The sequence below is a fragment of the Pseudomonas abyssi genome (assembly GCF_003444685.1).
Taxonomy (GTDB): domain Bacteria; phylum Pseudomonadota; class Gammaproteobacteria; order Pseudomonadales; family Pseudomonadaceae; genus Halopseudomonas; species Halopseudomonas abyssi.
This window is the reverse complement of the sequence record NZ_LMAZ01000002.1, coordinates 144050-156547: the sequence shown is the minus strand read 5'-3', so window position 1 is coordinate 156547 and position 12498 is coordinate 144050. Positions and strand designations below refer to the sequence as shown.

Here is a 12498-nt window from a genome sequence, read left to right as displayed (position 1 = left end):
TGGGCCGAGGGACGCGGCAAGCCGCGTCCGAGGGAGAGTCAGTTCTGGTGGCCGTTGACCAACAGGCGGAAGGCGGTTGTTGCCGGGCCCGGCTCGGGCTTGCGGCCGCAGATCAGGTCACAGTAAATGGCGCTTTCGCCGATGCGCACGATGTACAGCGCCAGGCTTTGCGGGTCCATTTCGGGCTTGATGTGACCCGCAGCGATGGCCTCTTCAAACATCTTTTCCCAGGTGCCGATCAGGCGTTCCTGCAAACCGGAGCTGCGCGCCGTCAGAAGCTGCAGGCCCCACTGCGGTTCGGCTTGCAGAAAGTCGTACATAGGCCGTGCGTTGATCAGTGCGATGTTGATGTCTTCATAGATCTGGGTCAGAAAGTCGATGCCCTTGAGGCCGGGCGTCTGTTCTGCGCGGGCAATCGCTTCGTCGTAGATGCGCTTGTAGAGCGACCAGAGAATCTCGCCCATCAGCAGATCCTTGTTGCCGACCCAGCGCATCAGGGTGGCGCGCCCAATGCCCAACTCTTCAGCCAACTGCGACAGGTTCAGACGGCGCCCCTCAAGCCACCAGCTGCGAGCCATGCGAAAGGCAGTGATCGGCGTGGCACGTTCTTCGGACTTGCGTTTGGAGAGGGCGAGGGAGAGCGGAGTCTGCTGGCTTGTCATTGTCTTTTCCGTGGCGATATAGCGGGTGCGTTGTTGCACCGATTGCCATGGTAACAATGGTGATACCAAGATGGAAAGTGTCCCGTACCTGCATCATTGGTAACAGAAGATGAATATGTGAGGAGCGTATCAGACTTTGGTCGCATGCCAGCCTATCGCGCCGGTGACAGAAATCGGCCCGCCGTCTCAAGGCAATACGCCCGCCGGGAGCAGGCTCCGGCATGGGCACCGGAGCCCGAGGATCAGCCGCGGCCGATAAAGGGCATCTTGGTCGCCATGATGGTCATGAACTGCACGTTGCTCTCAAGCGGCAGTTCGGCCATGTGTACCACCGCCTGAGCAACGTGCTCGACATCCATGGTCGGCTCGACCGCGATCTCGCCGTTGGCCTGTGGGATACCGCGTGCCATGGGCGCGGCCATCTCGGTAGCGGCATTACCGATGTCAATCTGGCCACAGGCGATGTTGTACTTGCGCCCGTCCAGCGAGGTGGCTTTGGTCAAGCCGGTCATGCCGTGCTTGGAGGCGGTGTAGGGCGCCGAATTGGGGCGCGGAGAGGTGGCGGAAATCGAGCCATTGTTGATGATGCGGCCGCCCATCGGAGCTTGTTCGCGCATGATGCGAAAGGCCTGCTGGGTACACAGAAAGGCGCCGCTGAGATTGGTTTCCAGGGCGGCTTGCCACTGCTCATAGCTCAGCTCTTCCAGTGGCAGCGGCGGTGCGCCGGTTCCAGCGTTGTTGAACAGCAGGTCCAGGCGACCCCAGTGGCTTTTTACCTCGGCGAACAGCGCCTCGACTGATGCCGGGTCGCGCACGTTGGTCGCGATGATCAGGGTGTTGTCTGCCAGGGCGCCCAGGCCGTCGAGGGTTTTGTGCAGTTTGTCGGCGTTACGTCCGGCCAGCGCGACATGGTAGCCAGCCTTGAGCAGGGCGATGGTCGTGGCGCGACCGATACCGGTGCCGGCGCCGGTGACCACGGCGACTTTGCGGGGGGAGTCTGACATGGGGCAATCCTCTGTTGTTGTCTTGGCTGGCCAGAGGATACACCAGCAGGTGTGCTGCAACCTGTCGCCATCCCGACAGGGTGACTGCCGGAATGGCTCAGGGGCTTGCGGTTAGTTGATGCCTTTGCGACGTACGTCCCAGTCGTTGTCGGTACACAGGTCGCAGTTGCTGCCGTAGAAGGTGCTTTCTGCGCTGGCGTCATCCATCAGGTGATAACGGAACCAGGCGGTGGAGGGGCCACGGAAGTCACCCGCATTACCCACAGGCTCAAAGTGGCTGGCACCGGACAGTTCACCCCAGAACACTGGCACGTTGGCGCGGGTGTAGACCGGCAGCGCGTTCAGCGTTGGGCTGGCGATGGAGTCGGCGCTGCCGGTCATCAGGAACATGGGGCCGTTCTGATTGGATTGTGAGCTGCTGTTGTGCCCCAGGCCAATGGTGTACGGCTGGAAAGGGGCGGTGACTTTGATGCGATAGTCCTGGCCGGCCATGATGGTCCCGCCGCCGCCCTGTGAATGACCGGCTGCACCGATGCGGTTCAGATCCAGCTTGTTGGCGTAGGTGCCGGTGCTGCGGTTGTTCTGGGTGGTCAGGTAGTCAACGCAGTCGAGCATCTCCTGGCCGGTGCCGGCGTTGGAGGTATTGGCGGCGATCACCACAAAGCCATGGCTGGCCCAGTGATCAAGAATCCCGCTGTAGGTGCTGGGCGAGGCGGTGGTGCCGTTGCCCCAGACGATAATCGGGTGCTTCAGGCCGTTGGCACCCAGCGTGGACGGACGGTATACGGTGCAGCTCAGACCTGCACTGCCGTTGGTAGTCGAGAACGAGCCGTCAGCGCTGAAGCTGCTGACGCCAGGGAAGCCAGTGCCGGTATCGGGGTTGCTGCCGCCGCCACCGCCGCCCGGGTTGGTGGCCAGCGCAGCGCTGGAGAGGGACATGCCGAGGGCGAGCGCAGCCAGCTTGAACAAGGGTGCTTTCATGACTGTATCCTTTTTCTGTTGTTGTCCGGAATTCATGCAGTGGCGCAGCGCGCTCATCTGCAAGACAGTCAAGGTAGTTGTCTCAAGGAGGTCGTAAAGTCGCCTGTACGGGTTAGTTGCACATGGCTACACCTCCCGAGATATCGAGAAGTGAGATATAACGCATTGATCCTCAGTGTTTTTGCTCTGGCGATGCGGGTGGAGATGTTTCTGCCGTCTCACCCGCATGGGGGGCGCAAATGTACCGTTTTTTAGTCGCCACTGCGCGCGCTGACGCCTTCCAGTGTGGCGAAGGAGGTGTCCTTGGCGGTCAGCAGAAAGTCCTGCAGGTACGGCATTTCCATCATGTCGTCACGTACCGCCGCGTATAGCGTGCCGAATAGCCCTTCGGGGCCCAGCCGGCGGGCGGTGACATAGCCCTTGTGCAGGTACTCGGCCATGGCCCAGTTGGGCAGGCAGCAGACACCGCGGCCGGAGGCGACCAGCTGCATCATCATCACGGTCATCTCGGCGGTGCGCACGCTGGCCGGCTCGATACCAGCCGGGTCGAGAAACTGCTTGAAGATGTCGAGCCGGTCACGCTCGACCGGATAGGTAATCAGCACCTCGCTTTCCAGGTCGCCCGGTCGTATGTGGTTCACCGTGCTCAGCGGGTGCTGGTTGCTCACCGCCAGCAAGGCCTCATAGGTGAACAGCGGCACGTAGGTAATGCCTTCGATGTCCAGCGGGTCTGAGGTGACCACCAGGTCCAGATCGCCGCGGGCCAGTGCCGGCAACGGGGCAAAGAAAAAGCCCGAGGCAAAATCCACCTCCACCTCAGGCCAGGCGTTGCGGAACTGGTCGATGGTCGGCATCAGCCATTGAAAGCAGCTGTGGCATTCGATCGCCATGTGCAGCCGTCCGGCCTGGCCACCCGCCAGTCGCTGAATATCCCGTTCGGCCTGCCGTACCTGCGGCAGCAGGCTGTCGGCCAGGCGCAGCAGGCGCAGCCCGGCACTGGTAAAACGTACGGGTTTGGTCTTGCGCACGAATAGTGTCATGCCGAGCTTTTCTTCCAGATCCTTGAGCTGATGGGACAGGGCGGACTGGGTCAGATGCAGGCGCTCAGCCGCCTCGACCAGGGTTTCGGCATCACGCAGGGTGCTAAGGGTACGCAGATGGCGGAGTTCCAGCATGGCGGGGTATCGTCTATATGAGAAAAATCGAACTATAGCATGAAGCATATGAGTTTGATTCAGCATGTAGGTGGCGCGAGCATAGCGTCCAGACACCTAAGCGAGGATTTGCCCATGCCCGGGCTGCACACACTGACCCGTTCCGCCAACCGCTCTCCCTATGCCCGCTGGCACGCCGAGGCCGCTGCGGGTTTGCCGCGCGTGACCCTGGCGTTGGCTGACCTGCCGGCTGATCTTCAGGACCTGCTGGGGCAGGTTGCTCAGGCGCATGGGCTTGGTTATCAGGTGAAAGTGGTGTTGCCCGGCCCCCTGTCGCTGTTGTGGCAGGTCCCCGACGCGCTGGAGCGCCTGAGCGCCACGCTGGATCGATACGATGCGCTGCTGCTGGCCCTGGCCGACGCCGGCGTGGACTGGGTACAACTGGATGAGCCACTGTTGCTGCAGCACCTGCCGCAGCCCTGGGGCGCGGCCTTTGAGGGTGCCTACAATCGCCTGCAACGGGTCCCGTTGCAGTTGTTGTTGGCCTGTCCCGGTGGGCTGCTGCACGAAAATCTGGGGCTGGCCTGCAGTTTGCCGGTGGATGGGCTGCATGTTGACCTGCTCGACGGCGAGCGTCAGCTGGTGCCATTGCTTGATCGTCTGCCGGCGTACAAGGTGCTGTCGCTGGGCGTAGTCGACTCGCTGGGCCGCCCCGCACTGGATAGCGCCGCGCTGACGCCCATGTTGGCAGACTTGCATGGACGCTTGCGGTCGCGTCTGTGGCTGGCGGACAGTCGCCTTGAGTTTGCTGCCAGTGCCCTGGCCCGCAGCGCGCTTGCCGCACTTGCGCAGTTGCGCAGCCAAATTCGTAGCCAAGTAGGCCGCAGCGCGCCGTATACGGCCTGATCAGCCCGGCGGCACTTCAACCAACTTGCCGCTGCCTGTACAGTAGCGCCCGATCATCCAGCGGGAGCGAGACATGCAGGAATTGTTGCTACATTGCCGTCCAGGCTTTGAAGGGGAGGCGGCCGCCGAGATGCAGGAGCTGGCGGCCGAGCAGGGCATAGCCGGTTATCCGGTGACCCAGGATGGCAGCGCATTGGTGCGCTTTGTCTGCCCGGAGCCCGGCGAGGCCGAGCAACTGATGCGGGCCATCGACTTTCAGCAGTTGATCTTTACCCGCCAGTGGGCGGTTGGCAGCTGGCTGGAGCTGGACCCGGAAGACCGCGTCAGCCCGATCATCACCGCCTGCGCCCAGGGACACATTGCCTCGCTGATGTGGCTGGAAACCGCTGATACCAACGATGGCAAGGCGCTGGCTGCATTAACCAAAAAGCTGAAAGGCCCGCTGGAACGCTCGCTCACCAAGACCCGCTTTGTGCGCCCCAACAAGCCCGAACTGCCGCGCCTGCACCTGTGCTTTCAGAGCGGTCAGAAAGTGTTTGTCGGCTGGTCCTGGGCCGACAACGGCGCGCCCTGGCCGATGGGCATTCCGCGCCTGAAAGTGCCGCGTGAAGCGCCCAGCCGCTCGACCCTGAAACTGGAAGAGGCCTGGCACCACTTTATTCCGCGTGATGACTGGGACAGCCGTCTGAAAGCCGGCATGACCGCCGTTGACCTGGGCGCCGCCCCCGGTGGTTGGACCTGGCAGCTGGTCAATCGCCTGATGAACGTGACCGCAGTGGACAACGGCCCGATGGATCGACGACTGATGGACAGCGGTCAGGTGGAGCACGTGCAGGGTGACGGCTACATGTATCGGCCCAAGCGCACGGTGGACTGGATGGTCTGCGACATTGTCGACAAGCCGGCCCGCAGTAGTGCCCTGGCAGCCAAGTGGATTGGACAGCGCTACTGCCGCGAACTGATCATCAACTTCAAGCTGCCGATGAAGCAGCGCTACCAGGAAGTGATGCAGTGCCTGGGGCACATTCAGGACGCATTGGATGAAGCCGGTGTGCGCGCAGACATTGGCTGCAAGCAGCTCTACACCGACCGGGAAGAAGTGACCTGCCATATTCGCGCGTTGCGCTAGCAGGGGCAGGTGCAGCGGCCGAGCGAGCGCTCGGCCGTAGCGCGCAGAGGGTCGCGCAGTTGCGGGGTTACAGCGGCTCGAGCAGGCTGATCTTCTCTTCTTCCAGCAGAATCGGTGCAAAGGCGCTGATGCTGTCGCGGCGTGATTCCGAGCTTTCCCAGCGCTGCCAGGAATGCATGTTTTGCCACGTGACCATGATGATACGGCGGTTGGGTTCTTCCATATCGCGAAAGGATTCGCCGGAGATAAAGCCGGGTGACTGCACTGCGGCAGCCAGGACACGGCGGGCGACTTCTTCGTAGGGTTGTTCCAGACCTTCTGCAATCACACGTTCAATCAACACTTTGATCATCTTGCTTCCTTACCCTCGCGGGGGCGTTGTTACTCTGACTTCAGTGTCGGTCGCTACCGGCCGTCTGGCAAGCCCGGGATGATTGCGGGATAATCGCCAACTTGTTGATTTAGCCGAGCCTTGTCATGTCCGATTCTGCCGCTACAACCCTGGATACCCGCGGGCTGACCTGCCCGGAGCCGGTGATGATGCTGCACAACGCGGTGCGCGATGTCGCCGCGGGTGAGTTGGTGCAGGTGCTGGCGACCGACCCCTCCACCCAGCGCGATATCCCGCGCTTCTGCAGCTTTCTCGGCCATGAGCTGCTGGAGCAGCATGAGAGCGACGGGATCTTTCATTACCTGATTCGCAAGGCGGGCTGATTGCCAGGGCGCAGGCCGAATCAGTCGGCGCTGTGCTGGTCTCTTTGCTCCCAGCCTGCTTGCCCCGGTTGTGACTGGCAGGCGCCGAGTTGTTGCTGCCAGGCATCCGTGTGGGTCTTGAGCGCCGCCTGGTATTGCTCCCATAGACTCTGCGGCGTGCCGGCCAGTTGGTCGAGCGCAGCGGCGGTGGCGGGCGGAATGCCGGGCACCGCGCGCAGCGCGATGACGGATTCTGACCAGGGCTGGCCCAGGCGTTGTAGTTGCGCCAGATACGGCTGTATCTCGCCCGCATAGAACAGCACAAATACATTGAGCAGCACCTTGGACCGCGCCGAAGGCGTGCCCATTGGGCACAGGTAGCGGCCCGGCTGTGCCTGCAGCATGGCGGTGGCTTGCTGCAGGCCGTGGCGGGTCTGGGCGAGCGCCGTGATCAGCTGACTGCCGTTGGGGCTGCGCTGCAGGGTTTGCAGAGGTTGTTCGATCTGCTCCAGGGCTGGTGGTAGCTGCGCTGGCAGGGCGGCACCGATGCTGGTCAATTGTTGCAGCGCTGCGAGCGCGGCGGTGTCATCCAGCGGCTGCTCCTGCACGGGTAACGGCGTGTCGGCAAAGCGTAGGTAGCTGGCCAGCTCGGTACTGGTATTGATGGTGTTCCAGTAGACCTGCGGCAGCTGGCTGCGCTTGCGCTCGGCAATGGCGCTCAGTTCGTTGCGCAGTGGTTGCTGGTCGGGCTCGCTCAGGGTGCCAAGGCATTGCTCCATCGCACGCAGCAGCTCGCCTTCGTAAGCCAGCCGGCTGCTCCAGGGCATGACCTTGCCGAGCACGCTGTTGCGCTCGGCTACGCGCTGCTGCAATGGCCTGCACGGGTTGACGTCAACCAGCAGATCCAGCAAGCCGATACGCTCAGGGGCAATGCTGTAAAGGCTGTCGCGGCGCTCGGGCAGCCGGTAGCGACTGAGGCTGTCAGCGGAAAAGGGCTGCCAGTCCTGCCTGAGCACGCGCGCGAGGCGATCCAAGTAATTTTCCATCTGCTGCTCGGCCGCCGGTTGTGGTTGGCAGCCGGTCAGCAGCAGATAGCCAAGCAGGGTGAGGGTTAAGGTGGCCAGGCGCATGGGCACAGTATAGGGAAGCCGCCTCGCAATCGTCATGCGGCGGTGGCTATTTGGTGCGGCGGACCACGCTCCGCCCTTATTGTCCCGCGTCTGCCTGGCGCTGCCCCAGCCCGTGTTGCAGGCCGGGTTTGCGCCCGACAGCACGCAGGCGCAGGCCCAGAAACAGCGCGGCGCTGCTCAGGCCGACGATCAACCCGAGCCAGAAGCCGGCAGGCCCGCGCGCCGGACCCAGCCAGTCAGTCAGCCCGAGGATGCAGCCAGCGGGCAGGCCGATCAGCCAGTAGGCAATCATCGTCAGCAGCATCGGCAGACGGGTATCCTGAAAGCCGCGCAGCGCACCAGCGCAGGCGACCTGAACAGCATCGGAAAACTGATACAGCGCGGCCAGGGCCAGCAGACTGGCGGCCAGGCTGATGACGTCACGGTCATCGGTATAGATCTGCGGAATCTGCTGCGCCAGCGTGTACATGGCGGTGGCGGCCAGTGCGGCGAACACCAGCGCCAAGACCAAGCCGACCTTGGTGGCGAGCATGGCAGCGCGTGCACCGCTGCGGCCCAGGTTGTGGCCCACGCGCACGGTAATAGCCAGCCCCAGACTGAAGGGCACCATAAACACCAATGAGGAGAAGTTGATGGTCACCTGATGCGAGGCCACCACTACCGCACCCAGGCTGCCGATCAGCAGGGCAATCACGGCAAACATGCTGGTCTCGGCAAACAGCGCAATACCGATGGGAAAGCCCAGGCCAATCAGCTCGCCCTGGGTGCGTGCGTGCGGCCAGTCAAAACGCTCGAACAGCCCACAGGGTTGATAAAAGCGCGCGCGTTTCAGGTGAAACAGCATGCAGCCCAGCATCGCCCACATCACCAGCGCCGTTGCCACCCCGCAACCCACCGCACCCATCGCCGGGAAGCCGAATTTGCCGTAGACCAGCACATAGTTGGCCGGCACGTTGATGACCAGCCCGATAAAGCCGATCAGCATGGCCGGCTTGGTGCGCGACAGCCCATCGGTCAGCCCGCGCAGGGCCAGCATCAGGCCTACCGCCGGAAAGCCCAGGGAAATCGCCAGCAGATAGTCCAGGGTGACCGGCACCAGCTGCGGGTCGACCTTCATCCAGATCAGCACCGGGCGCATCAGGTTGAGGAACAGCAGACACAGCAGCCCGAGAATCAGCCCCAGCCAGGCACCCTGGCGCACCAGCGCGCCGGTCTGGCCGAGACGCCCGGCGCCGCTCGCTGCGGCCACCTTGGAGGTGACGATCATCATCACCCCGGTGAGAAACAGCAGCGTCGGAATCCAGAAGGAGTTGCCCAGTGCCACGGCCGCCAGCGCCTCGGCACTGACGCGACCGGCCATCGCCGTATCGACAAAGCCCAGCAGCGTGTGCGCCATCTGCGCAGCAATGATCGGCAGCACCAGCACAATCAATGCTCGCAGCTCTGTTACAATGCGCGCCCTTGCGGGTTGGGGAGGTGTCTGGTTCATGTGCTGACTGGCTGCCAAAAAACCAGCCATGCTAGCAATTTAGCTGCTAATGTCCAGCCAACTTTTCAGTCGTGCCCAACGCCATGCAACACCACTGTCAGGATCTGATCACGCTGTTCGACAACTGCTTTCTGGCGGATTACAACACCTGCCTGCGTGGCGGCTATCCCGAACCCGAATATCTCCCCGCCGACGCCAGCGAGCCGCATCATCGCATTCTCTTTACCCGGGATTATTTTCGCAGCGCGCTGCATGAAGTGGCGCACTGGTGCGTGGCTGGTGCCGAGCGGCGACTGCTGCCGGATTTTGGCTACTGGTACGCGCCGGATGGCCGCAGTGCCGAGCAGCAGCGCACCTTCGAGCAGGTTGAGGTCAAGCCCCAGGCGCTGGAGCTGATCTTCTGTCTGGCGGCGGGGCACCGCTTTGATGTGAGCACCGATAACCTCAGTGGCGAGGCCACCGACCCGGCGCCTTTCCGCGCCCGCGTGCGCGAGCAGGCCCGCGTCTATCTCAGTGCTGGCCTGGGCGAGCGTCCGCAGCGCTACAGCGCCGCGCTGCTCGCCCATTACCGTCCCGGCGTCGCCTGGTCCGCCTTGCTGGCCGAGGTCTGACCTTCATACCGGCAGCGGCACCACCCGTGCGCCGCCAATGCTGCTGATGCGCTCAGTCGGCTCGCCGACAGTGTCCAGACTGGGCGCCAGGTAGCCCAGCACCGCATCGCGTGTCTGCGCCCAGGCCTCGCGGCTTTCCATATCCAGAAAATGCCCCGCACCGCGTACCGTGGCAAAGCGGCAGTGGCGGATATAGCGATTGAAGTGCTGGGCATCCTCCGGGCTGGTGTAGCGGTCCAGATCGCCGTTGACGAAGAGGATCGGCGTATCGATGTCGGCGCTGCCGCGCAGATAGCAGCGGGTGTCCTGGGTCAGTACCTGACTGACGTGAAACGCCATCTGGTGATACTCGTGTTCGTCCAGGCTGACGATGTGCCGAAAATTGAAGCGCTTGACCAGCGAGGGCAGGTGCTCGCCGATGGTGCTGTTGAGCAGCTCGCCCAATGCCTTGCGTTCGCAATTGACCAGCAGGTCGATGCCGCGCTCCAGGTAATCACGCATCGCCGAGTTGATCAGTGGCGAGAAGGCCAGCACCACCGCCTTGCGGATACGTGCCGGGCGCTGCGCCAAGGCCAGCAGGGCAGAGGCACCGCCCCAGGAAAAGGACATCAGGTGATCGGCCCGGTAGCGCTCGATCAGCTCCAGCAGAATGCTGGCTTCCTGCTCCTTGGTAATCGGCCGCCGATTGCTGTTGTACTGCTTGGACTGACCCGCGTAGGGCTCGTCGAACAGCACCACATTGAAGTGCGGCTGCAGGTAGCGCACCGTCTGGGCAAAGGCGGCAGTGGTGGCCAGCGAGCCATTGACCAGAATCACCGTGCCTTGAGGCGCCGGGCTGCTGTAATAGTGGGTGTGGACGCGCAAGCCGCCCAGGGTTTCCACAACGTCGTGTTCTGCTTTCATATTCCCTGTCTCCAGTGTTGGCGTGGCTCGACCCGGCGGACGAGCGATACAGGGCAGTGCAGGCAAAGGGCCTTGGAGCAAACGCGCAAGGTCGCCGGGGCGCACAGCGGCAGCGCCGGAATAATAGACATTGTTGTGGTCGTGGCGACAGGGTGGTGAGGACAGTCCCGGATGCGGCGCAGTGGGCGGTGCGCGGTGCGTTCCGGTACTCAGGCAGGTCCTGCAAAACGAGGGAGTCCCTCGAAAAAACGCTTGGAATGGTTATCGGACTGAAAAGTCACATCCAGACTCTGACTTGCAGTTAAGCAGCGCCGCTGTCTCGACGCAAGAGGGATGTTGCATCAATGCGACAAACTGCATGTGGCAGAAGAACGCACCGTCATGGCTGCCCGGCTGGACAGCGCGCATCGCCCCCTCGACAATGGACGCATCAAGCCTGCTCAAGTGATCTTCCATGCATATTGTTGCTGACGAAAACATCCCCCTGCTGGACGCCTTTTTTGCTCCGCTTGGCCGTATTACCCGCTTGCCGGGCCGGCAGATTAGCCGCGAGCACCTGCTAGACGCTGATGCGCTGCTGGTGCGCTCGGTCACCCGGGTAGACCCGCAGCTACTGGCGGACACCCCGGTGCGCTTTGTCGGCACCTGTACCATCGGCACTGACCATCTTGATCTGCCGGGGCTCGCCGCGGCGGGCATTACCGTTGCCAGCGCACCAGGCTGCAATGCCCGCGGCGTGGTCGAGTACGTGCTCAGCTGCCTGCTGACCCTGAGTGAACGCACCGGGCTGGACTGGCGCACGCGCCGCGTCGGCATCGTCGGCGTGGGTGAGGTGGGTGGGCGTTTGGCGCAAACGCTCGCTGCGCTTGGGGTTGAGTGTCTGCTCTGCGACCCGCCGCGCGCCAACCGCGGGGAGTCAGGTTTCGCTCCGCTGGATCAACTGCTGACCGAGTGTGATGTGCTGAGTTGTCATGTACCGCTCACTCACAGCGGCCCTGATGCCACCTGGCACCTGCTGGATGCCGGCCGCCTGGTTACGCTGCGCCCCGGCGCCTGGCTGATCAACAGCAGTCGCGGCCCGGTGATCGACAATCACGCGCTCAAAGCCGTATTGGCCGAGCGGGCTGATCTGCAGGTAGCGCTGGATGTCTGGGAGCAAGAGCCGCAAGTCGACGGCGAGCTACTGCAGCGCTGCGCCCTGGGCACCCCGCACATTGCCGGCTACAGCCTGGACGGCAAGCTGCGTGGCACCGAACAGATCTACCGCGCCTTGTGTGCCAGTCTCGGCGTACCCGCGCCACTGACGTTGCAAAGCCTGGCACCGGACGCCGGCAGGGCACAGCTGCAGTTTGCCGCTGACACGCCAGCGCAGTGGCTGCTCGAACGGTCGCTACGGCAGGTTTACGATGTGCGCGATGACGACGCCCGCTTTCGAGCAGCCATGCTGCCGCTGGCCGGGCAAAGCACCGCTCAGGCGTTTGATGCACTGCGCAAGGGATACCCGCTACGCCGCGAATGCCCCGAAGTCGAGGTGCGGCACAGCGGTCAGGAGGAAACGGCGGCGTTGCTTGCCGCCGCCGGATTCAAGCGCTGAAGCGCGGGCGCGCCGGCACCCACTGTTGCTCCAGCTCCTGACAGGCTTGCTGGATCATCTGCTCGGTGATGGCAATCTCGCGGCCGTCTTCGTCGATCAGATGGCCGCCCACGCAATGGGACGGATGAATCAGGATGTCGGCACTGTCACGGCACGGTTTCAGAGCATGCACATTCATGGTTGTCTCCCAAGTTGATCGCCAGTTGCAGGCAGGATATGGCACTGGCATGACGGATTTGTGA

The 12498-nt window shown here is 63.1% G+C and carries 14 protein-coding genes; 5 read left to right on the top strand and 9 right to left on the bottom strand.

Going from position 1 to position 12498, the window contains the following annotated elements; translation table 11 throughout:
* Positions 1-38: 38 nt before the first annotated feature.
* From ASB58_RS08895 to ASB58_RS08880, 4 genes are all read right to left on the bottom strand, one after another.
* Positions 39-662: a QsdR family transcriptional regulator gene (locus ASB58_RS08895; protein WP_096004070.1), complete on the bottom strand. Its 624-nt coding sequence runs from the start codon at positions 660-662 to the stop codon at positions 39-41.
* A gap of 242 nt (positions 663-904) precedes the next feature.
* Complete coding sequence (locus ASB58_RS08890; protein ID WP_096004069.1) at positions 905-1666, bottom strand: SDR family oxidoreductase; 762 nt, start codon at positions 1664-1666, stop codon at positions 905-907.
* Positions 1667-1777: 111 nt separating this feature from the next.
* A complete protein-coding gene (locus ASB58_RS08885; RefSeq protein WP_407920675.1) occupies positions 1778-2647 on the bottom strand; it encodes an alpha/beta hydrolase family protein in 870 nt (289 codons plus the stop codon).
* Positions 2648-2898: 251 nt separating this feature from the next.
* On the bottom strand, positions 2899-3822 hold the full coding sequence (locus tag ASB58_RS08880; RefSeq protein ID WP_096004068.1) for a LysR family transcriptional regulator: 924 nt from the start codon (positions 3820-3822) through the stop codon (positions 2899-2901).
* 114 nt (positions 3823-3936) lie between these two features.
* Here ASB58_RS08880 and ASB58_RS08875 point away from each other — a divergent pair, with 114 nt between their 5' ends.
* Entirely contained in the window at positions 3937-4707 is a 771-nt protein-coding gene (locus ASB58_RS08875) for a 5-methyltetrahydropteroyltriglutamate--homocysteine methyltransferase (RefSeq protein WP_181977900.1), read from the top strand.
* Between the two features lie 73 nt (positions 4708-4780).
* A complete protein-coding gene (rlmM, locus tag ASB58_RS08870; RefSeq protein WP_096004066.1) occupies positions 4781-5836 on the top strand; it encodes a 23S rRNA (cytidine(2498)-2'-O)-methyltransferase RlmM in 1056 nt (351 codons plus the stop codon).
* Positions 5837-5903: 67 nt separating this feature from the next.
* Here the strand turns inward: rlmM and ASB58_RS08865 are convergent, their stop codons facing one another.
* Positions 5904-6188 (bottom strand): antibiotic biosynthesis monooxygenase family protein, encoded by a 285-nt coding sequence (locus ASB58_RS08865; protein ID WP_096004065.1) that lies wholly within the window; start codon positions 6186-6188, stop codon positions 5904-5906.
* A 125-nt stretch (positions 6189-6313) separates the two neighbouring features.
* On the opposite strand from ASB58_RS08865, the gene tusA reads away from it, so the two are divergent.
* On the top strand, positions 6314-6550 hold the full coding sequence (gene tusA / locus ASB58_RS08860) for a sulfurtransferase TusA (RefSeq protein WP_118130156.1): 237 nt from the start codon (positions 6314-6316) through the stop codon (positions 6548-6550).
* 20 nt (positions 6551-6570) lie between these two features.
* Here tusA and ASB58_RS08855 read toward each other — a convergent pair whose 3' ends face one another.
* Complete coding sequence (locus ASB58_RS08855; protein WP_235827264.1) at positions 6571-7659, bottom strand: DUF3080 family protein; 1089 nt, start codon at positions 7657-7659, stop codon at positions 6571-6573.
* A 76-nt stretch (positions 7660-7735) separates the two neighbouring features.
* A complete protein-coding gene (locus ASB58_RS08850; RefSeq protein WP_118130541.1) occupies positions 7736-9148 on the bottom strand; it encodes an MATE family efflux transporter in 1413 nt (470 codons plus the stop codon).
* Between the two features lie 83 nt (positions 9149-9231).
* Here ASB58_RS08850 and ASB58_RS08845 point away from each other — a divergent pair, with 83 nt between their 5' ends.
* On the top strand, positions 9232-9759 hold the full coding sequence (locus tag ASB58_RS08845) for an elongation factor P hydroxylase (RefSeq protein ID WP_096004062.1): 528 nt from the start codon (positions 9232-9234) through the stop codon (positions 9757-9759).
* Positions 9760-9762: 3 nt separating this feature from the next.
* Here ASB58_RS08845 and ASB58_RS08840 read toward each other — a convergent pair whose 3' ends face one another.
* The gene (locus ASB58_RS08840) at positions 9763-10662 is read right to left on the bottom strand and encodes an alpha/beta fold hydrolase (RefSeq protein ID WP_118130154.1); all 900 of its coding nucleotides are present in this window, start codon (positions 10660-10662) and stop codon (positions 9763-9765) included.
* A gap of 454 nt (positions 10663-11116) precedes the next feature.
* Between ASB58_RS08840 and pdxB the strand changes: the two genes are divergently transcribed.
* Complete coding sequence (gene pdxB, locus ASB58_RS08830) at positions 11117-12256, top strand: 4-phosphoerythronate dehydrogenase PdxB (RefSeq protein ID WP_118130153.1); 1140 nt, start codon at positions 11117-11119, stop codon at positions 12254-12256.
* Here pdxB and ASB58_RS08825 read toward each other — a convergent pair.
* Positions 12246-12434, bottom strand: a complete 189-nt coding sequence (locus ASB58_RS08825) for a PA1571 family protein (protein ID WP_096004058.1) — start codon at positions 12432-12434, stop codon at positions 12246-12248. The genes pdxB and ASB58_RS08825 overlap by 11 nt on opposite strands.
* Positions 12435-12498 lie beyond the last annotated feature (64 nt).

Bases quoted from the DNA above. Each gene is read 5' to 3' on its own strand.
- rlmM (WP_096004066.1), top strand. From the start codon at position 4,781: ATGCAGGAATTGTTGCTACATTGCCGTCCAGGCTTTGAAGGGGAGGCG.
- ASB58_RS08895 (WP_096004070.1), bottom strand. From the start codon at position 662: ATGACAAGCCAGCAGACTCCGCTCTCCCTCGCCCTCTCCAAACGCAAG.
- ASB58_RS08890 (WP_096004069.1), bottom strand. From the start codon at position 1,666: ATGTCAGACTCCCCCCGCAAAGTCGCCGTGGTCACCGGCGCCGGCACC.
- ASB58_RS08885 (WP_407920675.1), bottom strand. From the start codon at position 2,647: ATGAAAGCACCCTTGTTCAAGCTGGCTGCGCTCGCCCTCGGCATGTCC.
- ASB58_RS08865 (WP_096004065.1), bottom strand. From the start codon at position 6,188: ATGATCAAAGTGTTGATTGAACGTGTGATTGCAGAAGGTCTGGAACAA.
- ASB58_RS08840 (WP_118130154.1), bottom strand. From the start codon at position 10,662: ATGAAAGCAGAACACGACGTTGTGGAAACCCTGGGCGGCTTGCGCGTC.
- ASB58_RS08825 (WP_096004058.1), bottom strand. From the start codon at position 12,434: ATGAATGTGCATGCTCTGAAACCGTGCCGTGACAGTGCCGACATCCTG.
- tusA (WP_118130156.1), top strand. From the start codon at position 6,314: ATGTCCGATTCTGCCGCTACAACCCTGGATACCCGCGGGCTGACCTGC.
- ASB58_RS08855 (WP_235827264.1), bottom strand. From the start codon at position 7,659: ATGCGCCTGGCCACCTTAACCCTCACCCTGCTTGGCTATCTGCTGCTG.
- pdxB (WP_118130153.1), top strand. From the start codon at position 11,117: ATGCATATTGTTGCTGACGAAAACATCCCCCTGCTGGACGCCTTTTTT.
- ASB58_RS08875 (WP_181977900.1), top strand. From the start codon at position 3,937: ATGCCCGGGCTGCACACACTGACCCGTTCCGCCAACCGCTCTCCCTAT.
- ASB58_RS08845 (WP_096004062.1), top strand. From the start codon at position 9,232: ATGCAACACCACTGTCAGGATCTGATCACGCTGTTCGACAACTGCTTT.
- ASB58_RS08850 (WP_118130541.1), bottom strand. From the start codon at position 9,148: ATGAACCAGACACCTCCCCAACCCGCAAGGGCGCGCATTGTAACAGAG.
- ASB58_RS08880 (WP_096004068.1), bottom strand. From the start codon at position 3,822: ATGCTGGAACTCCGCCATCTGCGTACCCTTAGCACCCTGCGTGATGCC.